We start from the raw sequence: 22110 nt of genomic DNA on the forward strand, positions 1-22110 counted from the left end.
GGGCAGGGGCTGTGGGGCCGGCGCGCACTGGCAGCCGGCCCCAGGTGCCATCAGGCGTTCTCGGTGGAGTCCGCCGACGGCTTCTTCAGTGCCCGCTCGCTGATGCCGGCCAGGGCGGCCTGCAACGCGGGGGATTTGTCCAGAACACCCTGGACGGTCTTGCCATAGCCCAAACCGGTAGCGAACTTCTCGAAAATATCGCCATCGCCGCCGATCATCTCGAACTTGGCATCTTTCAGCGCGGCCGACATCACCTTGCCATTCTCCAGCATGCCGATGCGCTGGGCTTCGATGGTGGCCATGGTTTCTTTCTCGTGCACTTCCAGGTTCATGCGGAACTGCTCGAAGTGACGGGCCTCTTCGGACATGTTGTCGTAGGCCTTGAGTTTCTCCACCAGACCATTGGCTTCTGCCTTGGCCATGGCTTCGCGGGACTTAGCCTTGGCCAGACCCAGCTTCTCTTCGCCTTCGGCCTCGGTTTCAAGCCGCTGCTCGAGCACCCGCACTTCCGCCAGACCGGCATCCTCGTCGGCCTTGGCCTGGGCGGTGCGCACTTCCGCCGCCACCAAGCCTTCGGCGCGCTGGGCGTTGGCCTGGGCTTCCTGCACCTGGGCCTTGGCCAGACCGTCGGCAGCAGCCTGAGCCTGACGACCACGGGCCAGTTTCTCTTCCGCCGCCGATTTCTTCTCGGCCGCATCCAGATCCGCCTGGGAGCGGACCACCACTTCCTCGGCTTCCAGCTTGGAGCGCTCGAACGCCGCCTCGGCGGATTTCAGCTCCTTGACCTTGCTCTCTTCCGCTTCCGCTTCGGCCGCGACCACGGTCTGGACTTTCAGCCGCTCCGCCTCGGAGCGGTTGCGGACGTCCTTGATGTTTTCTTCCTCTTCCGCCACACCGCGCTCCACGGCGATGCGCTCGCTGGTAATGACCGCAATCTCCTTGCGTTCCTCTTCCAGCGCCTTCTCCATGCCGATGCGCTCCACTTCCACCGCGCGCTGACGGTTTACATCCTCCAGCTCCCGGGCCTGCTGGATGCGGACGTCCTCAATCTGGACCGCACGCTCGCGGGCCTTGGTGGCCATTTCCACCTGCCGCTGCTTGTTCTCCTCGGCGATCTGGACTTCCTCGTCGGTCTTGATCCGGGCCGACTCGGCCTTGGCACGCTCCTGCTGGCGAACCTGCTCGGTTTCCGACGTTTCACGGGCCTGCAGGGTTTCGATCTCACGCTGCTGACGGGCTTCGGCATCGGCCTGGGTGCGCTCCAGTTCCAGCGCAGCTTCCCGCGCGGACACGTTCTTGCGCTGGATTTCCAGCTCCTGGTCCCGTTCCAGCCGGTTGGTTTCAACGTTGTGGAGAGCGGTGATCTCGGTGATCCGGCGAATACCCTCGGAATCGAGGATGTTGTGGGGATCGAGGGAGCTCTTCGGGGTCTGCTCCAGGTAGTCAATCGCCACGTCTTCGAGGATGTAGCCGTTCAGGTCCTCACCGATGGTTTCGACGATGGCATCGCGAAAGCGCTGACGCTCCTCAAACAGCTGCATGAACTCCAGCTTCTTGCCCACGGTCTTGAGGGCTTCACTGAACTTGGCGTTGAACAGCTGATTGACCGCTTCCCGGTCCGAGGCCCGGCCCACACCAACCGACTTCGCCACCCGCAGCACATCCTCTGCGGTTTCGTTCACCCGCAGGTAGAACGCCACGGTGATGTCCGCACGCAGGTTGTCCTTACAGATCAAACCATCCTTCCCTGTGCGGTTCAGCTCCAGGGTAATGACCGAAATCTTCATGGTTTCGGCGCGATGGATCACCGGCAGCACCATGGCCCCGGTGAAGTAGACCTTCGGCGTCGCCGACATGTCATTGACGATCAGCGCCTGACCCTGGTCGATCTTGCGATAGAACGCCTTGAACAGCGTCAGAATGGCCAGGATCGACACCACCAGTACACCGATGGTGACGAGGACCGGCATAATCCACGACAAGTCCATTTATTGTCTCTCCTGCGTTGGTTGAGGGATAAATCGGGAAACGGGTTTACGGGGCTAGCCGGAGCTTCCGGCCAGGAACTCTGCCTCGGTCACCACCCAGTACGCCTGGTGCTCCGGCAGATACTCCACCAGCACCGCGCGGTCGCGCCGGGCCAGGGAGGCATCACTGCGAATCTTCAGGATCAGGTGGGCGCCGTCCCGGTGGACTTCCGCCCGCCCCTGTCCCTTACTGGCATTGAACGACAGCACGACGCAACCGGCGCCGATGATCTGCTTTTCCAGGGGGCGCTTGTAGGCACGACGGAACAGTGGCCGCAGTGGCCGCACCAGCACCGCAGTGGCCAGCAGACCGGCCACCAGGGCCAGTGGAATCACCACAAGGCCAAAGAGGATATGGCCCCAGCCGGCACCGAACAGGGATCCCAGCATGAGATCTGCGAAATAGGCGGTGAGCCAGGCACCGAGAAACAACAGCGTCAGCACCAGTGGTAACGGCACCCCCTGCAGACCCAGGGTCACCATCAGCCCGCCCATGTCAGAGGAAGCATCGAGATCCACGTCGGCGTCGCCGCCATCCAGATCCACCAGACCCACCAGGGAAATCAGCCAGTAGATCACCGCCACGGCCAACAGCACCGTGAACAGCACGGTGGGAAACGAGAATGTGACGGCAATGAAGGCTTCCATGAACTCCACTCTCCCTGGCCTGGACTATACTGGGCAGCGCGACTGGCTGCTGGGTAGTATGCGACATATTCTGTCACGCGGTGGTCAACTTATACCGCACCCTTTCGATTTATTGCAAATTCTTTATTGTCCGTTATAGACTGATTCCGGATGACATAACATGTCACTCGTAACCGACGGTTCTGCACGGAGTAGCGCCTTTGCCGACGCCGGGCCACGGGACGAGCCACTCGAAAAGGAGCTTACTGTGGACACACAATCCCTCATTCTTTCCCTGGGAGACGCCACCCACGCTGGCCGGACATTTAATGTCATGCCGGTGACGGGCGACGACCCGGTGCTGCAGATCGTGGTCTCCGGCGCCGAGGAGACACCGGTGTACCTTACGATCACCGATACCCAGATTCTGTGTCTGGTGTATCTGTTTGAGCAGAACGAGATCCGTCCGTCGGCCCTGGCGGACCTTCATGAGAGCATGCTGCGCATCAGCGTGCCCATGCCGCTGAGCGCCCTGGGCAAGGTCGACAACCATTATGTGGTGTACGGCGCCCTCAGCCCGACCTCCAGCCTTACCGAGGTCATGCAGGAACTGGTCACCCTCGCCGATAATGCGATCGACCTGTTACAGACGTTTGAAGACTTTCTGGAATGATCAGGGGACGATGACATGAAAGCCGTGTTGAAGAAATTGCTGACCGCCATGCGCGGAAGCGCCAATGAGCTTGGCGAAGCCATCATCGACAACCAGGGCAGCCGGATTCTGGAACAGGAGCTGCGGGACTCGGAGCACGAACTGGCCGAGGCCAAGAAGGAACTGGCCGCTCTGATGGCGGAAGCCGCCTCCCTAGCCCGCCAGATCGGCGAGGAAACCAGCGCCATCGAACGTCGCGAACAGGACGCCCGCAAGGCCCTGGGTGCCGGCGAGGAAACCCTGGCCCACGAGGTTGCAGAGCGGATTGTCGGCCATGAAGGCCGGCGCGCGGAACTGACCGCTGCCCGGGAAACCCTGCTGGTTCGCATCAGCGATCTCAAGGAGCGGATGCAGCAGTCCGAGAAGCAGCTGGCCGAGTTCCGCCGCGAACTGCAAGTCGTGAAGACCAATGAGCGGGTACTGCGCACCACCGCCCAGATCGATACCAACATCAACAGCAACCAGTCTTCCCTGAGCACCGCCAAGGCCACCCTGGAACGCATCCGCGAACGCCAGGCCCGGGAGGAAGACCGCCAGAACGCCTCCGTCACACTGGAGAAGGAACTTAGTGGCGCCGATCTGGACGAAAGGCTCAAGGCCGCCGGCATTGATGGCGAACAGGACTCCGTCAACGACGTCCTGGCACGCCTGAAGGCGAGCAGCAGCGGCAATACCCCGTAATTGATACAGGCCTGTCACAGCCCGGTCACGGTTCGCCGTCACCGGGCTGTTGCCTGTTGGAGAGAGCATGAACAAACCCAAGGACTGGCCAGAGGAAACCCGGGCCATACAGGCCACGCAACTGGCGTTTGACCTGTCCAGCGACATCCAGCGCGCCTTCCGCGTTGCGTCGGCCATGCAGGACCTCAACACCTCGGCGATGGTGCGCAAGGTGCTGCAGCTGCCCTACCGCAAGAAACGTATCCGACCACGGCTCACCGTCACCCTGCACGATGACGACTTCGTCCAGCTCGCCGAACGCTACGGCCTGCCCGCCAGCGACCGGGCGGCCATTCGCCAGTGCGTCGCCGACGAGCTCAGCGCCTTTGCCAGTCGCTTCCTGACCGATCCGGACGCCGATACATCTGTTAAATAGCGCGACAATTTTTTAGACTTGGGGGCTTTTGGAGTTGCCCGTTGGTGACTCGCATTCAAGGAAGAAAGCCCGTCATGACAGACTTCGCGCTGACCGAAGAGCAACGCCAGTGGCTGTTCGGACTGAGCAGCCCCATGGTGGCCATCAATGTCGATGCCGAGGCCAGCTACCTCGAGCCGGCCATGTGGCCCGACCACAAGACCCCGGAGTTCCTCGCCCTGGAGGATTCCTGGGGCATCAGCAACCGTGACGACCTGCTCAGCACCGTGGCGCAAATGACCGACGACGGCCACGCCACCAGCATTCCCACGGACTACTGGCGCTGGCCCCAGCAGACTCCCTCCGAACGCGCCCAGGCGCGGGCCTGTCCCGACCCGGAACCGCAGCACCTGCTGGAGACATTCGTTGACCGTACCGCGGTGCTGACCGGTCAGGGCGGCATCCGCGCCTGGGATCTGGCCCGCATGGGCTTCCTGCTGCGCAGCGGTTACTTCCTCAGCTACCTTGATGAAGCGGAAATGCTGCACCTGCATCTGCAGCTGGCCCTTCGCGCCCGCTACTGGTACCAGTCCTGGGATCAATACCTTGCAGGCTTTCTCTGCGGCCGGCTGCTGTGGCGGACCCTGAACTGCGACAGCGCCGACGAGGTCGCGGAGCTGTTGCTCGGTAATGCCGCCCAGGAGTGGCTCGAGCCACTGTTCCGGGAGCTGAACACCGCCTTTACCAACCCTGCCAACAGCCTGCCCTGGGACCTGGAGCTGCCCCACAGCGAACGTCCCGACAGCCTGCCGGAGATGCTGACATGAGCGACAGCCCCTGGAGCCAGCTGGGGCTCGAGCCCACAAACGATACTCGGACAATCCGCCGGGCCTACCGTCAGCGTCTGCCGGAGCACCCGCCAGAGACAGATCCGGAAGGGTTCAAGCGACTGCGCCAGGCTTATGAGGAGGCCCTCGCGCTCGCCACTGAGCCCCAACCCGAGCCTGAGACTGAAGCCGAATCGGAAACCGCCACCGACGAAGCACCGGCTCAGGACGCAGCCGATGAGGCACTGCAGGCCGCACAGGCCTGGTTCGACCACCTCAACACCCTGTCCGCGGCGGCGGAGAGCCGTTTCCACATTACCAGCTACCAGACCCATCTGGCACAACTGGACGAACTGCCGCTGGCGGCCATTACCCTGTTACCAGCGCCGACCCTGGATTGGGCCAGCCAGCGGGGCTATCTGCCCAAGGCGGTATTGCGGGCACTACGGGACCGCTTCCAGTGGCCACAGCTGGTCAATCGTTACGAGCCCCAGGAAGCCCTCGAGGTAGACCGTTTCCTCACCGCCCTGGACCAGGACGACCCGTTCAATCTGGAGGTGCTGTCGGCCTGGCCCAGCCACGCCCAGGAAGGCGCCATCCGGTTGTTTGCCGCCCTCGCCCACGGCCTGCGGCACGGCGACGTCAACAGCCTGCGCCAGTTGCTCTATCTGCCAGCCGTGCATCCGCTACCTCCCTGTCCACGGGCGCTGTGGCTGTTGCTACGGTGCTATCAGGCCTGCCAGCTGCCGGTCCCCGACGCCTGGCTGGCCACCGCCAGAACCCTGCACCAGTGCGCAGACCTGGCCACCGAACTGGACCGGGACTGGCTGCTGGCCTCGCTGCTCGCCCACAGCGGCCAGACCGGGGCCGCCCTGGCGGTCATGACCCCGCACCTGAGTGCCGGCGCGGCACCGGATCTGCGCAGCTGGCTGTTCCAGCTGTTCCAGCACCAGCAGCCGGAATGGCTGCCACTGTGGACTCTGCTGCTGCGCCCGGACCTGAACGACCCGGTGGACGCCGGCGATGCGCTGCAATTGCTGGCCGCCCAGCGCCAACTGCTGGAGCGGGAGGACAGCGACGCACTGATGGCCCGGCTTTGCATTCGAGACGGCCTGTGCAGCGGGTTTCGTTATGGCCTGCCCCCCAGTGTCGACCGCCGGCACGACGACCCGGTCACCCTCAGCCATCTCTATGGCTGGCTGATGCAGCTGCAACAGGGCGTTACGCCTTTTGATACACCGTTCGATGCCTCGAAACTGGACCTCTGCGGCCTGCAGGCGCAGTTGCCGGACGACTACCCGGCAACCCGCCTGGCCCTGGCGCTGCTGCACGAGCACCAGCAGTTACTGTCGGCACAGAGGGTGCTGCAGGAAGGGCTCGATCAACCCGAGCTGGCTCACGAACTGCAGACCCGGCCGGTCAGCGTACGGCAACGGATACTGGCCCGGGACCTGACGCGACCGCTGCCGGAACTGCAGCGCCTGGCGGAAGCGGCCGAACTTAACCTCGAGGTGGACGACGATCAGCAGGGACAAGCCTATGAGGACCGGCTGGACTGGATTCGCCGCCGTCTCCACGCCGGTGACCGTCACTGGTGCAGTCGCGCCAGCCTGCCAACGGACCCGGAAGCCGCAATGGCGTGCCAGCGACTCGGGCTGGTGCTGGACATGGAGCCGGCCTGGTTGCTGGAGCCTTTCAGTCAGCCACTGCTGCAGACCGTGGCCGAGCAGCCCGAGGACTCGGTTTTCAGACTGCTGGCCCGCACACTGCTGGCGTTCCAGCAACAGGAGCCCAACGCCGACGCGGTCAAGGAGCTGTGCCGACAACTGGTGCTGCCGCTGACGGACGCCGGCTTGCGCGACGCCTTCGCGCGACTGCTGAACACCCCCAGGATGATCACACACCTGATGAACGGGCTGTACCTGGAACCGGGCCTGCCGGACGCGTCCTGGGCCCCGGTAATGACGGCCTTGCTGGGCACCGAGCCCGCCAATGGCATCGACCCGCTGTATTACCACGCCCTGCTGACACTGAGACCGGCCCAGGCACCGCCAGCCCTGACAGCGCAGGTCAAGCAGCACACCCTGGCGCTGGACAACGTCAACCTGCGGGGCCAGGCCCTGCTCAGCGATGCCCTGAACATGCCGATTGCCGAACTCAAGGCGCTGAAAATCTGGCAGGCGGACGAGCTCGCCTATACCGGAGCCGCCCTCAACACCCTGGCGGCCCTGAGCTCCAGCCACCCCAGCCAATGGCCCCACAAGGACGATGCCGCCACTCTGCTACAGACCTATCGCGGTGAGACCGAGGACTCCGTGCCGGTGCGGGTGCGATTGCTGTGCGGGCTGATCCTGGGTCAGCTGGAACACCACCTGACCACCCTGAAGCAGCAGCCCGGTGACTGGTCTTCAGAGCCCTGGCGGCGGCCGTTCAGCTTTCGCGGCCGACTGAGCCGGCTGGACTTTTTCCTGCATACCCTCACGGTGATGGCGCCGGGTCTTGGCCTGCAGGCCCTGTACCCCGACGCAAACGCCACACTGATCTCACTGCTTATGATGGCTGGCTTTGTTGCGTTTCTCAGCGGCATGACGCGACGCCTGCGGGACATCGGCCTACACGGTCGCCGGCTTGGGTTCGCGGTGCCAGTGTATCTGGTACTGCTGGTGGCCGTACCGCCGGTTGCCATCATCATCCTGCTGTTCAAGGGATCGGCCGTGCCCAAGCATTCCCTGGCCCGCGACGAGCAGCCCTGGCTGACCCAAATGGACCACCTCTATCAGGAATCCTGACACTATGAGCGAGCAGCCCTCCGTCCGCCCGGACGTGGCCATCGGCATCGACCTGGGCACCACCAACAGCCTGATTGCCGTCTGGAAAGACGGTCAGGCCGAACTGATCCCCAACAGTCTGGGCAAGACCACCACCCCCTCGGCGGTGAGTCTGGACGACGACGGTACGCTACTGGTCGGCGAGGCCGCGGCCGCCCGTCGGATCTCCCACCCCCATCGCACCGCCGTGGCGTTCAAGCGCCTGCTCGGCAGTGACCACCAGCACGAGCTGGGAGACGGCCACCGCTATTCCCCCACTGAACTGTCGGCAATGGTCCTCAAGAGCCTGAAGGCGGATGCGGAACAGCACCTGGGGCACACCATCGAGGAGGTGGTGATCTCGGTACCCGCCTATTTCAGCGACGAACAACGCAAACACACCGCATTCGCCGCCGAGCTTGCCGGACTCAAGGCGGTGCGACTGATCAACGAGCCCACAGCCGCCGCCATGGCCTATGGCCTGCATGACCAGGAAGAGCGGCTGTCACTGATCTTCGACCTGGGCGGTGGCACCTTCGACGTCACCCTGCTGGAGTACGACGGCCCGATCATCGAAGTGTGCGCCTCCACCGGCGACAACTACCTTGGGGGCGAGGACTTCACCCGCGCCATCGTCGACGCCTGCCTGGCCACCTGGGAACTGAAAGACAGCGAGCTTGAACCGGCCGCATTGGCGCGGCTGACCGCCCAGGCCGAACAGTTGAAGTGCCAGCCGCCAGGGCAGCGCGGGGAACTGCGCTGGCACTGGCGGGATCGCGACTACCGCTGGCAGCTCCCGGAGCGCGAGGGCCCCTGGACGCCACTGCTGCAGCGGCTGCGGCAACCGATTGAGCAGGCCCTGCGGGACTCCAAACTGGACCCGGGCGCCCTCGACCACGTGGTGCTGGTGGGCGGCGCCACCCGGCTCAAGGAAATCCAGCAACTGGTGACCCAGCTGTTCGGCAAGCTGCCGCTCCGCCACCTTGACCCGGACACCGTGGTGGCCCTCGGTGCCGCTGCCCAGGCCGCCTGTCGCCTGCAGGATGCGGCGGTGCGGGAGGTCATCCTCACCGATGTCTGCCCCTACACCCTCGGCATCAGCACCACCATGTCGGTGGATGATCAATACCTTGGCGGCCTGATGTCCCCGATCATCGAGCGTAACACCACCATTCCCGCATCCCGGGAAAGCAGCTATCGCACCCTCCACGACAACCAGTCGAAGATCCGTATAGATATCTACCAGGGCGAGCGGCCGCGGGTGGCGGACAATATCCGGATTGGTGAGCTGGAGGTCAGCGTGCCAAAGGCACCGGCGGGTGAGGAGGCAGTGACCGTGCGCTTCAGCTACGACATTGATGGCCTGCTGGAAGTGGATGTCACCGTGCAGTCCACCGGTGCGCAGACCAGCAAGCTGATCGACCGCAGCCCCAACGGGCTGAGCGACGCCGACCGGGCGCGCTCCCATGAACGGCTCCAGGCGATCAAGATCCATCCCCGTCAGACCATGCCCAACCGCACCCTGCGGGCCCGGCTCGAGAGCGCCTATGCCCAGGCCCTGGGTGAGACCCGGGACCAGATTATGCACTGGCTGAACCAGTTCGACGCGGTACTGGAACGACAGGACCCGGACGAAATCCGCGATATCCGCCTGGCGCTGGAAGACGCCCTGACCCAGCTGCCGTGACTAGTGTCCCGATGCCCCGGTTGGCGCCGGCTGACGCACCCGCAGATAACTGGCAAATCGGGGCAACCCCGTGGCCGTCAGACCGAAGTACTTGTAGGTCACCAGCGCACCGATGGCCGGAGGATCTGCCCGCTCGGCATCGCTGAAGCCGGTACCAAGGCGGAACCGACGACCGTCCGAGCGCTCCACCAGCAAGGCACCCAGCATTCCCTGGTACTTGCCCTGCCCTGGCAGGTGCGCCACCACTACCGCCTCGGCATCCCGGTGGCGCTTCACCTTCAGCAACGCCTGGCTGCGCCCTGCCCGGTAGCGACTGTCCCGGTGATGCAGCATCAGCCCTTCACCGCCGGCGGCAATCACCTCATCGAGACGGGTCATCAGGGCAACGTGGTCGGTGGCCGGGCGCTGGTCGATCAATGCCACATGGGGCGAGGGAGAAGGCGTCAGCAGCGCCCGTAAACGTTGCAGGCGCTGACCGAAGGGGAGCCGGCTGGCCGGCAGGTCAAACACCATATAGCGGATGCGCTGCCATTCCTGTCGCCGCGGCTGGAAACGCCGGACGGCGGCGGACAGCTCACTGAAGCGGCCCCGGCCCAGCCACAGCTCACCGTCCAGGGGCACGTCGGGAAAGTCCTCCACAAACCAGGCCGGCGCCGGGTATTGGTGGCCCTGGCGTGACCAGAGCCGCTCGCCGTCCCAGTAGGCGCGAACACCGTCGAGTTTCTCACTGACCCAGTAGCCCGACAGCGATGCGCCGGCCTGGTAGGTCTCCGCTAGTTGCAGCGGTGGCGGCGTCTGGGCCCAAAGCGAGACCGGCAGCCACAGCAACAGCCACCAGATCGGGTTGCGATTGTTCATGACACCTCCCTGTGTCGATTGCGTTGTCTGTTACCCCGCCAGGGCGTTAACGGCGCTTGGGCGTCCAGGCCCAGATCATCTCGACCTCGATCGGCTCCTTGGCCTCAGCGTCGTGGATACGCACAGCAACGGCGGTCTCGCCCTTGTCCTCATCGCGGATACGCTGCTTCTGTTCTTCGGTCAGAAAGGCCTCTACGGTCATGTCGCCTTTCGCTCGCTTGGTATACTCGGCGTGGACCGTCTTGATTACCGGTATTTTGTCGTCCGGCACGTTCATGCCCACCAGAAAACCGGTGGCCGACTCCGCCAGCAACAGCGAGGCCACAGCATGAACACCGCCGATGTGGTTCTGTACCCGACGCTTGTTGGCCAGAGTGATGACGCAGCGGTTGGCGTCGAGACTGAGGATGCGGATGCCCGTGGTACCCGTGAAAGGCACCGCCTTGCCAAAGAACAGGGACAGCGCCCGGGGACGGGCGATGGCCGGCAAAGAGTTGATCCGGTTAACAATTGAGGCAAGACGGTTGACGGCCGCCATGGCGTTCCCTCCATATTTGGGTTCAGCTATCTTATAATTCAGCGCTGGACAATAACCCATTCGTCGAAGGAAAGAAACGCGACGCCGCGTAGCCTGAGACCCACAACCTCCCTACTCACAAGGAAACCAATATGAGCGACCTGAAAGCCAAGTTTGACGAGGCGGTCAACTACATCCAGACCGCCGAAGGCGATTTCAAGCCGTCCAACGAAATGAAACTGGACTTCTACGCCCTCTACAAGCAGGCCACCGAGGGCGACGCCAGCGGCAAGCGCCCGGGCATGCTGGATGTGGTTGGCCGCGCCAAGTACGACGCCTGGGCCAAGCTCAAGGGCACGTCAGCCGACGACGCCATGCAGCGCTATATCGATCGCCTGGAAGCACTCAAGAACCAGGGCTAAACTGTAGCAAAGGGCGACCACCACTACAGCCCGACAACGTTTGAAGGTTTTTTGCCACCTTCAAACGTTTGTCATACGATGCGGAGATCATAACAACAACAATGTTTGTGGAAGACGAACCATGCAACTGATCGAAGCGTTGGAGCATGCCCAGCCGGGCCTGCTCAGTCGCGTATCCCTGGCGATCCGCCAGCACCAGCTCAACCAGCGGACTGAGCAGAACTACCTGCACTGGATTACCCGCTTTGTGCTGTTTCACGACCTCAAAGACATCGAAGCCCTGGAGGCGGATGACCGCCAGCAGTTCCTGAGCTATCTCGGCGAACGTATCGAAGTGTCCCGCGCACGGCTGAACCAGGCCAAGCAGGCCCTGACGTTCTTCTACGAGGACGTACTCGGCAAGCGGGACGACGCCACGGCCGCCGCCTGAACGCTCTCAGCCCGGCGACGCTCCTGTCGTCAGGGCTGCCGCCAGCTCAGACCGCCCTTCAGCGGGCGGTAACGTTGGCGCCGTAGGTGTTGTAGGTACGACCAGGGGATGGCTGGATGGAGTAGGTATTGCCATTCACCTGCCCGGGAATCACCCGCGGGTTGCTGAAGCGAATCTCCACCGGAATCTCCGAACGCCCCAGATCGGTCCGATTGTCCGATGGCTGCAGCGCCAGCGGGTCCAGATAGAAATCCTCTTCGGTTTCCGCCACCGGCACACCGGCCGCCGGAGCCTCCAGTCCGCCCTCAATGATGGTGTTGGCCAGCGACTCCTCTTCCAGTGACTGGAACGGAATCGTGTCCATGGTAGACCGCTCCCGGTAACCGAAAGGGTCTTCGGATTCCTGGGCGGCGTCCTGAGCGTAGGTGCCGGCTGAATACAGCCCCGCCAGCGTGAACAGGACCAACACGGTTGATCGGTTCATGCTTTCCATCTCTTTGTTTTCCTTGTTTTCTTCGCGGCTTTCGTGACTGCTGGTTTTGGCGACGGTTAACGCTACCCCTTGCACGGTCGCACCGGCAGCCATGGGTGTGATAGCCCAAGTGCGGAGGCCAGCAGCCAGCGTCTCGTAGTGACGACTAGTGACAATTTTTGAACAGTTTATCGACAATTAAAGCAACCCGATGGAGAGTTCGCCAATTCTGTGACCCTATTCACGGGTCCGATCAGGCCAAATTTTCACCAATCGTTGCATTGCCCCTGAAATACACAGGGTCTTACGGTCATCCATCGCTCTGATACACTCGCCCACACAGACAGTCACCAACGACGACTCACACCATGCGCGCAAAACTCATTACCCGTGATGGCTTTGAAGCCCTGAAAAAAGAGCTGGATTACCTCTGGCGCGAGCATCGTCCCGAGATCACCCGCAAGGTGCAGTGGGCGGCCAGCCTGGGCGATCGCAGCGAAAACGCCGATTACCAGTACAACAAGAAGCTGCTGCGACAGATCGACCGCCGGGTGCGCTACCTGCGACGGGTTCTGGCGGAGCTGACAGTTGTGGATGCCGCCCCGGAGCAGGAGGGCCAGGTGTTCTTCGGCGCCTGGGTGGAGATTGAAAACGAAGAGGGCGAGACCAAGCGTTTCCGCATTGTTGGTTATGATGAGATCTTCGATCGCAAGGACTACATTTCCATCGACACACCGATGGCCCGAGCACTACTGAAGAAACGGGTGGACGACGAGGTCGAGGTGAACACCCCCCAGGGCCCGGCCTATTGGGTCATCAACGCCATTGAGTACGAACACCATAAAAAAGCCCCGTAAGGACGGGGCGAAGGCTAGCGCTGTGCTGGAGGGTCAATGCGCCCATCTGCGGAAGGGCACATGCCTGAGTCTTGCGGAGACTCCAAGGAGCCTCTGACTCACTCCGAATCATCTCTGGCTTTCAGAGCGGTTCACACTCAAGGCGCGACGATGCAGACAGGCTGGCCGCCTTTCAAAGCGTCGCAACGCCGGGTGTGGATCGCTCTGAAAGCCCCGAAGGGCGCGCTCTGAGGACTGCATCTGCGGCGTTGCGGCCCTTGCCAAGGGCTACGGCCATTGGCTGCGAACCGCGCCTTGCAGCTACAGCCCTCAGAGCGTGCAGAGACGGTTCGGAGTGAGCCAGAGGCTCCTAACTACACCTTCTACTATACGGATTGACAATTACTGCAGGGTGGCCAGGCCATTACGTTTCCGACAGACCGGAATTAGGTTGTGCATCCTAAAAATAGCCAGTAGGTTTGGCCACAATCCCTATTAGCCACGTTTCGGAAGATTGCCATGAACACCAAGCAACTGCTCGACACCGCACTCACCGGCCTGGATCACCTGGGCTATCAGTTGGACCAACTGGGCATCACCGGTAAGGTCAACCGCCACAACCTGGCGGCGTTTGTCATGAACGAACAGAAACACCTGGAAGGCGAGTGGGACAGCATTCAGGCCCGCATTGACCGTCGCCGGTCGCAGCTGGAAGGCCTGCGCCATCAGGTGGAAACCCGTGCGGAATCGGTGATCGGGCCACTGCGCTCGCGCCTGGACGAACTACGGGGCAGCCTGCGCGGCTAAAAGCCCGGCCGCCGACGCGACCCAAGCAGCCTCTGCTTAACTACTCTTGCTTAACTACTCTGCGGAGGAGAGTTCGGTCGCGTCGGCAGTGGTCTCGTCGTTATCGCCTTTGCCCTGGCCCGCTTTCTGGCGCCGGTTCTGTTTGCGGTAGGCCGGCAACTGGATAGTGACGGTCAGCCCCGGACGTTCTTCGCCCGGATGGCTGTCGCTGAGCAGAATCTGACCCTGATGGATCTCCGCCACCGCACTCACCAGACTCAGTCCCAACCCATTGCCAGGCAATGACCGGCTCTTGCCGACCCGGTAAAAGCGCTGGAACACGTTCTTCTTCTCGTCATCGGGAATACCGATGCCGCTGTCACTGACCTCAAACACCACGTAGTCCCGATCCCGGTACACCGACACCCGAATACCACCCTGCTCCGGCGTATACTTGATGGCGTTGTCGATCAGGTTGCTGACCATCTGGAACAGCAGGTCCCGGTCGCCATCGATCATCGCCTCGTTATCCAGGGACTGCTGGAAATCCTGCTGCTTGTCTTCCGCCACCGCCTCGTAAAGCTCACAGGCATCGGTAACCAGCAACCCCAGCGACACCGGTTTCATGTCGGCGGTATTGCCACGGGTCTCGAGGCGGGCAATGCGCAGCAGCGCGTTGAACGTCGACAGCAACTGATCCGCTTCCGCCACCGCCCGGCCGGCCTGTTCCCGGGCCTCGTCGTTGTCCACCGCCATCAGGGTGGTCTCCAGCTGGTTACGCAGACGGGTCAGCGGGGTTCGCAGATCGTGGGCGATGCTGTCGGAGACATGCCGAATACCTTCCATCAGGTACACGATGCGATCCAACATCTGGTTGAGGTTTTCCGCCAACTGATCAAAGTCGTCGTCGGTGCCCCGGGTGGGTATTCGCTGGGACAGGTGACCGTTCATGATCTTGCGGGAGGTGTTGTTGATCACCTCAATCCGGCGCGTGGTGCTGCGACTGATCATGAAACCGCCGAGCAGCGCCAGGGCCAGGGTAATCCCCATCCCCCAGTTGATCGCCGTTTCGATCACCCGTTTGAGTGCGGACAGGTCGTCCACGTCCCGACCCACCAGCAGCCGCAACCCGCCCTGGACCTCAAAGATTCGGGCACGAGCCAGCCTTGGCGGACCCTGCCAGCCAACCGAACCATTGAGGGTGAAATTGATCCAGCCGCTCTGCGACTGGCTACCTTCCGGCCAGGTGGTGAGGTTGCCGGCCAGCTTCATGTAATCTTCGGTGGTCACGAGGTAGAGGGACTTGCCGTTGGGGTCCCGTGCCACCCGCTCCCGAATGATGGTGATCAGGCCGTTGATGCCGCGACCGCGGTACTGCTCCGCCAGACCGGCGATTTCCGCTTCAATGGTCTCGTCGGTCTGGGCGGCCATAAATCCCGCCGTACGCCAGTAGATGAACGCCAACAACAGAAAGACTGATGTGGCGAACACCACCATGTACAGCAGGGCGAGCTGAAAGGTGGATGTGCGGAGCTGACTAAGCAGTTTCACGAAGCATGTATCCGGCACCCCGGACAGTCTGCAACAGCGGAGTGTCGAATTCCTTGTCTATCTTGGCCCGCAGGCGACTGATGTGAACGTCGATGACATTGGTCTGGGGATCAAAATGATAGTCCCAGACTTTTTCCAGCAGCATGGTGCGGGTCACCACCTGGCCGGCGTTGCGCATCAGATACTCCAGCAGCCGAAACTCCCGCGGCTGGACATCGATGTTCTGGCCGGCCCGCTTCACCGTCCGCGCCAGCAGGTCCATTTCCAGATCCGCCACCCGCAGCACGGTTTCAGTCTCGGCGGCCTGGCGGTTACGCCGTACCAGGGACTCGATCCGGGCCAGCAGCTCGGTGAACGAGAAGGGCTTGGTGAGGTAATCGTCACCGCCACCACGCAGGCCTTCGACTCGGTCATCCACATCGCCCAGGGCACTGAGGATCAGCACCGGAACCTGGTTACCGGTGGCGCGAACCGTCTTGATGATCGACAGACCATCCATCCCCGGCAGCATGCGGTCGACGATCATGATGTCATAGTCTTCGCTGGCCGCCATCATCATGCCTTCCTTGCCATCCGCCGCGTGGTCCACCACGAAGTCTGACTCTTTCAGTCCCTTGATCAGATAGCTTGCGACGTCCTGATCGTCTTCAATTACCAGCGCTTTCACTCAAAAGCCTCCAGGTTCTTGGAAAATCATAAAAACAGGTTACGGTCTTGCCTCAATGACAACCAGTTACGATCTTGTAAGAGGGTGTCGCCATTGGCGACGGTCACAGCCCGCTTAATTCCGGGCCCGGGCCAGCCAGGCCAGGGACTCCTCAGTACGCCCAGACGGGCGGTATTCGGCGCTGACCCAGCCGGTATAGCCCATCCGGTCTAGGGCCCGGAAGATCGCCGGGAAGTGGATCTCCCCGGTGCCCGGCTGGTGCCGTCCGGGGTTGTCGGCGAACTGGATATGCCCCACCTGCGGCAGGCAGCGTTCCAGCGTGCGGATCAGGTCCCCCTCCATAATCTGCATATGGTAGAGGTCGTATTGCAGCTTCAGGTTGTCGGAAGCCACCTCAGCGATCAGCCGCAGCGCCCGCGCCGAAGTGTCCAGCACAAAACCGGGCATGTCGACCCGGGAGTTGATGGCCTCCACGCACAGCGTGATGCCTTCCCGCGCCAGCTGCTGATTGGCCCAGTCGACGTTGCGCACCAGGGTATCCCACACTTCCGCTTCCGCCACCCCGACCGGCGCCAGGCCCGCCAGACAGTTGACCCGCTCGCAGCCAAGCGCCTGGGCGTAACCGATCGCCTGCTCGACACCGCGACGGAACTCATCCACCCGCCCCGGCAGGCAGGCAATGCCGCGCTCCCCGGCGTCCCAGTCACCGGGCGGCAGGTTGAACAGCACCTGGGTCAGCCCCTGATCGTGGAGCCATTGGCGCAGCTGCTGCCGGCGCCAGGGGTAAGGAAACAGGAATTCGACTCCCTCGAACCCGGCCTGGCGGGCGGCAGCAAACCGCTCCGGGAACGGCACTTCGTTGAACAGCAGGGTGAGGTTGGCAGCAAAACGGGGCATCTCGTTACTCCCTTGATCCAGAACCGGACCCGGCTGGACCGGGGCCAACGACTCCCAGGCGAGTGCCGTTGAGGTGTTCCAGCTCCAGCAGCAGGCCACTGTGATCCACTTCGCTGTGGCCATTGGCCAGCAGCGACTGGTAACTGTTGTGCACCTGCTGTGCCAGCGGCAGGGTCAGTCCCTGGGCCCGGGCCTCGTCGAGGATCATCCGCAGGTCCTTGAGCTGGATACGCGCTGGCGCCCCGGGCTCAAAGTCGCGCTCAATCATCCGCAAGCCATGCTGATCCAGTATCCGGCTGTTGGCGAAACCGCCCAGCAGCGCCTGGCGCACGGCCGCGGGATCGGCTCCGCCACCGGCGGCCAGCAACAAAGCCTCGGACACCGCTCCGATGGTAATCCCAACAATCGCCTGATTCGCCAGCTTCGCCAGCTGCCCGGCCCCGACCGGACCAATGTGGGTCACCGAACCCAGCGCCGAAAGCACCGCTGAGGCCTCCGCCAGCACCGCGGCCTCGCCACCGGCCATAATGCTGAGCTCGCCAGCCTCCGCACCCCGGGTTCCCCCGGACACCGGCGCGTCCAGATAACGAATGCCCCTCTCCTGTAGGCGAGCGCCATGGTCCCGGGCCTGGGCCGGGGCAATGGAACTCATATCAATCACCAGGGCACCCGGCGCCAACGCCGCCAACACGTCCGGCGCCAACAACACCGCCTCCACCACATCGCCGTTCTCCAGCATGGTCACCACCACATCCGCGCCAGCCACCGCCTCCGCCGGCGTGGCGGCGATGTGCGCCGCTTCCGCGAAGGGCTCACACTTGCTGACCGTGCGGTTCCACAATCGCATGGCGAACCCCGCCGCCAGCAGGTTGCGGGTCATCGGCGCCCCCATCAGGCCAATGCCGAGAAAAGCAACGGTGGGTTGTGTCATGACGGAAAACTCCGGGTGGCGGTGAATGGCAGATACAAAAACGCCACCGGGTCGCAAAACCCGGTGGCGTTGGTAACAACGGTGTGAGCTGCGCGCCCGATCAGGCCGCTTCGCTCATCTGTACGCGAATTTTCTTCATCGCGTTTTTCTCCAGCTGGCGGATACGCTCGGCGGACACGCCGTACTTCGCCGCCAGCTCATGGAGCGTGGACTTGCTGTCCGACAGCCAGCGTTCCCGCAGGATGTCCTGGCTGCGTTCATCCAGGGACTCCAGCGCGTGCATCAGGCGGCTGTTGGAGTCCTCGGTCCAGTCAGACTGTTCCAGCAGGGTGGCAGGGTCAGCGCGACGATCCTCCAGATAGTAGGCCGGAGCCTGATAGCTGCTGTCGTCGTCATCGTCCATAGGGCCATCGAAGGAGGTGTCCTGAGAGGCCAGACGCCCTTCCATTTCCCTCACGACATGGGGTTCCACACCGAGATCGCTGGCCACCGCCTGCAGCTCGTCGTGGTTGAGCCAGGCCAGACGCTTCTTCTGGCTGCGCAGGTTAAAGAACAGCTTGCGCTGGGCCTTGGTGGTCGCCACCTTGACGATGCGCCAGTTGCGCAGGATGTATTCGTGGATCTCGGCCTTGATCCAGTGCACGGCAAACGACACCAGCCGAACACCGTATTCGGGGTTGAAGCGCTTAACCGCCTTCATCAGCCCGACGTTGCCTTCCTGGATCAGGTCGGCCTGCGGCAGACCGTAGCCGGAATAGCTGCGGGCGATGTGAATGACAAAACGCAGATGTGACAGCACCAGCTGCCGGGCAGCATCGACATCACCGTCAAAATGCAGGCGTTCGGCAAGGTCGCGCTCTTCATCGACTGTAAGCACCGGAATCCGGCTCGCGGCCTGAATATAGGCGTCGAGATTGACTCCCGGAACCAGTTTGTCAGCCAACTGTAAACTTGTACCCATGCTTGCCCTCCTACTTAGGGACTTGCAAATATAGCAACTAATGTTTTGACCGCCAAGAGCGCTCAAAGTTCCCTTTACGCCAACATTAACCGTTTATAAACAAACTGTTAGATATTCCAGGGACATCAGCGACGATTTGAAACTACTGTGACAGCGCCGATTCCGACATACGGTGTTTCCACAACACCGGTTCGACCATTGTCCATCAACCAGTCACCCCCGCCGGTATCTTTGGACCGGATTTCAGGCACTTGCCGGTAGTCGCCCTTACCCGGCGCAGGCCATGCTCAGCCGGCACCGGAGGGCATACCGGGCTCAATGGCATCGAGATGGCGCTTGACCGCCACCCAGGCCCCCAACCAGCCCAGCACCATGGCCACCAACAACAACCCCAGGGCGCCTTCGAAGGATAGACCGGTCAGCTCAAAATTGCTGCGATACAATCCGGCCAGCCGCTCAATCGGGCCACTGAGCCACCACAGCGACAACTGCAGCAGCACCCAGGCCACCAGGCCACCGCCCAGCCCAAACCAGACGCCAGTGTACAGAAACGGCCGGCGAACAAAGGCATCGGTCCCCCCCACCAGCTTGGCCACCAGGATTTCATCACGCCGATTCTCAATGGCGAGACGAATTGTGTTGCCAATCACCAGCACTACGGCCGCGCCCAACAGCATCGCCAGCACCCAGACACCCCGGGCCAGCAGTTCCGTCATCCCATTGAGCCGCTGTAGCCAGCCCAGATCCACCTGTACCTGGGCGACCCCTGCCAGCGCTTTCAGCTCCGCCGCCAAGCGCTCCACCCCGGCGGCCGTACGGTCGCTTTCCGGTGGCGTCACCAGTAGCGTGTGCGGCAACGGGTTGGTATCGAGGTAATCCAGGGCGTCGCTGAGACCTGAGCTGTCGCGGAACTCCGCCAGCGCCTGCTCCCGGCCTATCAGCTCGACGTCGTCGACATCACCGCGACTGCCCACTTCCAGTTGCAGTTGCTCAGCCTGGGCCAGGGACAAGCCGTCCTCCAGGTAGGCGGTCAGCCGCGCACTGCTCTCCCAGCCGGCACTGACCCCCTGCAGGCTACCCAGCAGCAGTAACAACCCCACCGGCAGCGCCAGCGCTACGCCCATCACCAGCCAGGTCATCAAGCTGGCCACCGGGGTACGCAGCAGTCGCCGGGCACTGTCTGAGGCCACCTTACGGTGATGGGCAAAATAGCTTTCCGCCGCGGAACGGCTTTCGCTGCGGGAACGGGCGGCACCGCGACCGCGTTCGGGACGACTACGGCGGGATTCAGTGGCCATCGGCAGACTCCATAGTCGCACCCGAGGCGACCAGTCGGCCCTGCTCCAGGGTCAGGGTGCGGCGTCCCATGGCATCGATCAGGGCGATGTCGTGACTGGCAATCAGTACCGTAACCCCAACCTGACTGAACTGTTCAAACAGGTGCATGATGTCGGCCGAGAGCTCGGGGTCCAGGTTACCGGTGGGCTCGTCCGCCAACAGCAGCGGCGGCTTATTCACCACCGCCCGGGCAATGCCCACCCGCTGTTGCTCACCACCGGACAGCTGCATCGGGTTCATCCGCTCCTTGTTGAGCAGACCCACCTTGTCCAGTGCCGCCCGCACCCGCCGACCGATATCCCCGGCCGGCACGCCCATCACTTCCAGCGGCATGGCGACGTTGTCGAACACGGTGCGGTCAAACAGCAGCTGGTGATTCTGGAACACCACACCGATGTGACGACGGATGTAGGGCACCTGGCGCCGGGGCAGGGTATTGAGAACCTGGCCGCCCACCACCACCTGACCGGCGGACGGCCGCTCCATCAGCATGATCAGTTTGAGCAGGGTGCTCTTGCCGGCACCGGAATGGCCCGTAAGAAAGGCCAGCTCGCCCCGGGACAGGTGAAAGTTCACCTGTTTCAGGGCCGTATGGTCGCTGTCGTAGCGTTTACTGACCTGCTGAAACTCGATCATGGCTTCGGACTACCCAGTCAGTGACAGGAGACGACGGTCGTGGCGAATTACTCTTCGAACAACGCGTCGACAAAGGTTTCCGCATCGAAGCTGCGCAGGTCATCCACCTGCTCACCCACCCCGATGTAACGGATCGGCAACTGCAGCTGACGGGCAATGGCAAAGACGATGCCGCCCTTGGCGGTGCCATCCAGCTTGGTCAGGGTAACACCGCTGACTCCCACCGCCTGCTGGAACACTGTCGCCTGGCTGAGGGCGTTCTGGCCGGTTCCGGCATCCAGCACCAGCATCACCTCGTGGGGCGCACTGTCGTCCAGCTTTTTCATGACGCGAACCACTTTTTCCAGCTCGCTCATCAGGTTGTCCTTGTTCTGCAGACGTCCGGCGGTGTCGGCAATCACCACGTCGACACCCCGGGACTGGGCTGACTGCACGGCGTCGTAGATCACCGACGCACTGTCCGCCCCGGTGTGCTGGGCCACCACCGGCACCTGATTGCGCTCGCCCCAGACCTGCAACTGCTCCACTGCCGCGGCCCGGAAGGTATCCCCCGCCGCCAGCAGGACCGACTTGCCGTCACGCTGGAAGTGCTTGGCCAGCTTGCCGATGGTGGTGGTCTTTCCCACTCCGTTCACCCCAACCATCAGGATGACGTACGGCTTCTTGCCGGCGTCCACCTGCAGTGGCTTGGTCACGTCCGCCAGCAAGCCGTGGAGCTGTTCCCGCAGGGCGCTGCGCAGGGCCGCACCGTCCTTGAGCTGGTTGCGTTCAAGCTTGTCGGTAAGAGTCTCAATGATCTCGGAGGTGGCGGTCACCCCGACATCCGCCATCAGCAGCGTGGTTTCAATTTCTTCCAGCAGATCCTCGTCAATCTGCTTACCCACCGAAAACAGGTCGGCCAGGCCGGACGTCAGGTTGGCGCGGGTCTTGCCCAGCCCCTTACGAAGTCGCTCAAAAACACTGAGCTGCGGCTCTGGCTCTGGCTCTGGCTCTGGCTCTGGCTCTGGCTCTGGCTCTGGCTCTGGCTCTGGCTCTGGCTCTGGCTC

23 protein-coding genes are annotated in these 22110 nt (G+C 62.7%); 10 read left to right on the plus strand and 13 right to left on the minus strand.

Features of this window, described 5'->3' with window-relative positions:
* Positions 1-50: 50 nt before the first annotated feature.
* Together MLD24_RS18740 and MLD24_RS18745 are read right to left on the minus strand one after the other, a co-directional pair.
* On the minus strand, positions 51-1988 hold the full coding sequence (locus MLD24_RS18740; RefSeq protein ID WP_227172715.1) for a flotillin family protein: 1938 nt from the start codon (positions 1986-1988) through the stop codon (positions 51-53).
* Between the two features lie 54 nt (positions 1989-2042).
* A complete protein-coding gene (locus MLD24_RS18745) occupies positions 2043-2675 on the minus strand; it encodes a hypothetical protein (RefSeq protein WP_248168626.1) in 633 nt (210 codons plus the stop codon).
* 247 nt (positions 2676-2922) lie between these two features.
* Between MLD24_RS18745 and MLD24_RS18750 the strand changes: the two genes are divergently transcribed.
* The 6 genes from MLD24_RS18750 (at position 2923) to MLD24_RS18775 (ending at position 9762) form a co-directional block, all read left to right on the plus strand.
* Entirely contained in the window at positions 2923-3327 is a 405-nt protein-coding gene (locus MLD24_RS18750) for a YjfI family protein (RefSeq protein ID WP_227172717.1), read from the plus strand.
* 15 nt (positions 3328-3342) lie between these two features.
* Entirely contained in the window at positions 3343-4047 is a 705-nt protein-coding gene (locus tag MLD24_RS18755) for a PspA/IM30 family protein (protein WP_248168627.1), read from the plus strand.
* Positions 4048-4114: 67 nt separating this feature from the next.
* The gene (locus tag MLD24_RS18760) at positions 4115-4462 is read left to right on the plus strand and encodes a hypothetical protein (protein ID WP_227172719.1); all 348 of its coding nucleotides are present in this window, start codon (positions 4115-4117) and stop codon (positions 4460-4462) included.
* A 74-nt stretch (positions 4463-4536) separates the two neighbouring features.
* On the plus strand, positions 4537-5268 hold the full coding sequence (locus MLD24_RS18765) for a DUF1266 domain-containing protein (protein ID WP_227172720.1): 732 nt from the start codon (positions 4537-4539) through the stop codon (positions 5266-5268).
* On the plus strand, positions 5265-8057 hold the full coding sequence (locus tag MLD24_RS18770) for a DUF805 domain-containing protein (protein WP_248168628.1): 2793 nt from the start codon (positions 5265-5267) through the stop codon (positions 8055-8057). The genes MLD24_RS18765 and MLD24_RS18770 overlap by 4 nt, the downstream gene beginning before the upstream one ends.
* Before the next feature lie 4 nt (positions 8058-8061).
* A complete protein-coding gene (locus tag MLD24_RS18775) occupies positions 8062-9762 on the plus strand; it encodes an Hsp70 family protein (RefSeq protein ID WP_248168629.1) in 1701 nt (566 codons plus the stop codon).
* On the opposite strand, the gene MLD24_RS18780 is transcribed toward MLD24_RS18775, so the two are convergent.
* Positions 9763-10620 carry a DNA ligase gene (locus MLD24_RS18780; protein ID WP_248168630.1) on the minus strand — a complete coding sequence of 286 codons (858 nt, stop codon included), beginning with the start codon at positions 10618-10620 and terminating at the stop codon, positions 9763-9765.
* Between the two features lie 46 nt (positions 10621-10666).
* Complete coding sequence (locus MLD24_RS18785) at positions 10667-11158, minus strand: DUF4442 domain-containing protein (protein WP_227172724.1); 492 nt, start codon at positions 11156-11158, stop codon at positions 10667-10669.
* A gap of 131 nt (positions 11159-11289) precedes the next feature.
* On the opposite strand from MLD24_RS18785, the gene MLD24_RS18790 reads away from it, so the two are divergent.
* Entirely contained in the window at positions 11290-11559 is a 270-nt protein-coding gene (locus MLD24_RS18790; RefSeq protein ID WP_227172725.1) for an acyl-CoA-binding protein, read from the plus strand.
* A gap of 121 nt (positions 11560-11680) precedes the next feature.
* Positions 11681-11989 carry a site-specific integrase gene (locus MLD24_RS18795; protein WP_227172726.1) on the plus strand — a complete coding sequence of 103 codons (309 nt, stop codon included), beginning with the start codon at positions 11681-11683 and terminating at the stop codon, positions 11987-11989.
* 58 nt (positions 11990-12047) lie between these two features.
* Here MLD24_RS18795 and MLD24_RS18800 read toward each other — a convergent pair whose 3' ends face one another.
* Positions 12048-12473, minus strand: a complete 426-nt coding sequence (locus tag MLD24_RS18800; protein ID WP_227172727.1) for a hypothetical protein — start codon at positions 12471-12473, stop codon at positions 12048-12050.
* Positions 12474-12829: 356 nt separating this feature from the next.
* Between MLD24_RS18800 and greB the strand changes: the two genes are divergently transcribed.
* Together greB and MLD24_RS18810 are read left to right on the plus strand one after the other, a co-directional pair.
* Positions 12830-13318 carry a transcription elongation factor GreB gene (gene greB, locus MLD24_RS18805; protein WP_248168631.1) on the plus strand — a complete coding sequence of 163 codons (489 nt, stop codon included), beginning with the start codon at positions 12830-12832 and terminating at the stop codon, positions 13316-13318.
* A 498-nt stretch (positions 13319-13816) separates the two neighbouring features.
* Positions 13817-14104, plus strand: a complete 288-nt coding sequence (locus MLD24_RS18810) for a hypothetical protein (protein WP_227172729.1) — start codon at positions 13817-13819, stop codon at positions 14102-14104.
* Between the two features lie 54 nt (positions 14105-14158).
* Here MLD24_RS18810 and MLD24_RS18815 read toward each other — a convergent pair whose 3' ends face one another.
* The 8 genes from MLD24_RS18815 to ftsY form a co-directional block, all read right to left on the minus strand.
* Positions 14159-15634 carry a sensor histidine kinase gene (locus MLD24_RS18815; protein ID WP_248168632.1) on the minus strand — a complete coding sequence of 492 codons (1476 nt, stop codon included), beginning with the start codon at positions 15632-15634 and terminating at the stop codon, positions 14159-14161.
* Complete coding sequence (locus tag MLD24_RS18820) at positions 15621-16301, minus strand: winged helix-turn-helix domain-containing protein (protein ID WP_227172731.1); 681 nt, start codon at positions 16299-16301, stop codon at positions 15621-15623. Before MLD24_RS18820 ends, MLD24_RS18815 begins: the two co-directional genes overlap by 14 nt.
* 114 nt (positions 16302-16415) lie before the next feature.
* Positions 16416-17198 (minus strand): hydroxypyruvate isomerase, encoded by a 783-nt coding sequence (gene hyi, locus MLD24_RS18825; RefSeq protein ID WP_248168633.1) that lies wholly within the window; start codon positions 17196-17198, stop codon positions 16416-16418.
* Between the two features lie 4 nt (positions 17199-17202).
* The gene (locus MLD24_RS18830) at positions 17203-18129 is read right to left on the minus strand and encodes an NAD(P)-dependent oxidoreductase (protein ID WP_248168634.1); all 927 of its coding nucleotides are present in this window, start codon (positions 18127-18129) and stop codon (positions 17203-17205) included.
* Between the two features lie 100 nt (positions 18130-18229).
* Positions 18230-19090, minus strand: coding sequence for an RNA polymerase sigma factor RpoH (gene rpoH / locus MLD24_RS18835; RefSeq protein ID WP_227172734.1), 861 nt, complete (start codon positions 19088-19090; stop codon positions 18230-18232).
* A gap of 287 nt (positions 19091-19377) precedes the next feature.
* Complete coding sequence (gene ftsX, locus MLD24_RS18840) at positions 19378-20388, minus strand: permease-like cell division protein FtsX (RefSeq protein ID WP_248168635.1); 1011 nt, start codon at positions 20386-20388, stop codon at positions 19378-19380.
* Positions 20378-21064 (minus strand): cell division ATP-binding protein FtsE, encoded by a 687-nt coding sequence (ftsE, locus tag MLD24_RS18845; protein ID WP_248168636.1) that lies wholly within the window; start codon positions 21062-21064, stop codon positions 20378-20380. The genes ftsX and ftsE overlap by 11 nt, the downstream gene beginning before the upstream one ends.
* Before the next feature lie 47 nt (positions 21065-21111).
* On the minus strand, positions 21112-22110 hold a 999-nt coding region (ftsY, locus tag MLD24_RS18850), incomplete at its 5' end, for a signal recognition particle-docking protein FtsY (protein ID WP_248168637.1).

The organism is Marinobacter xestospongiae, from assembly GCF_023156385.1.
GTDB classification, from domain to species: Bacteria; Pseudomonadota; Gammaproteobacteria; order Pseudomonadales; family Oleiphilaceae; genus Marinobacter; species Marinobacter xestospongiae.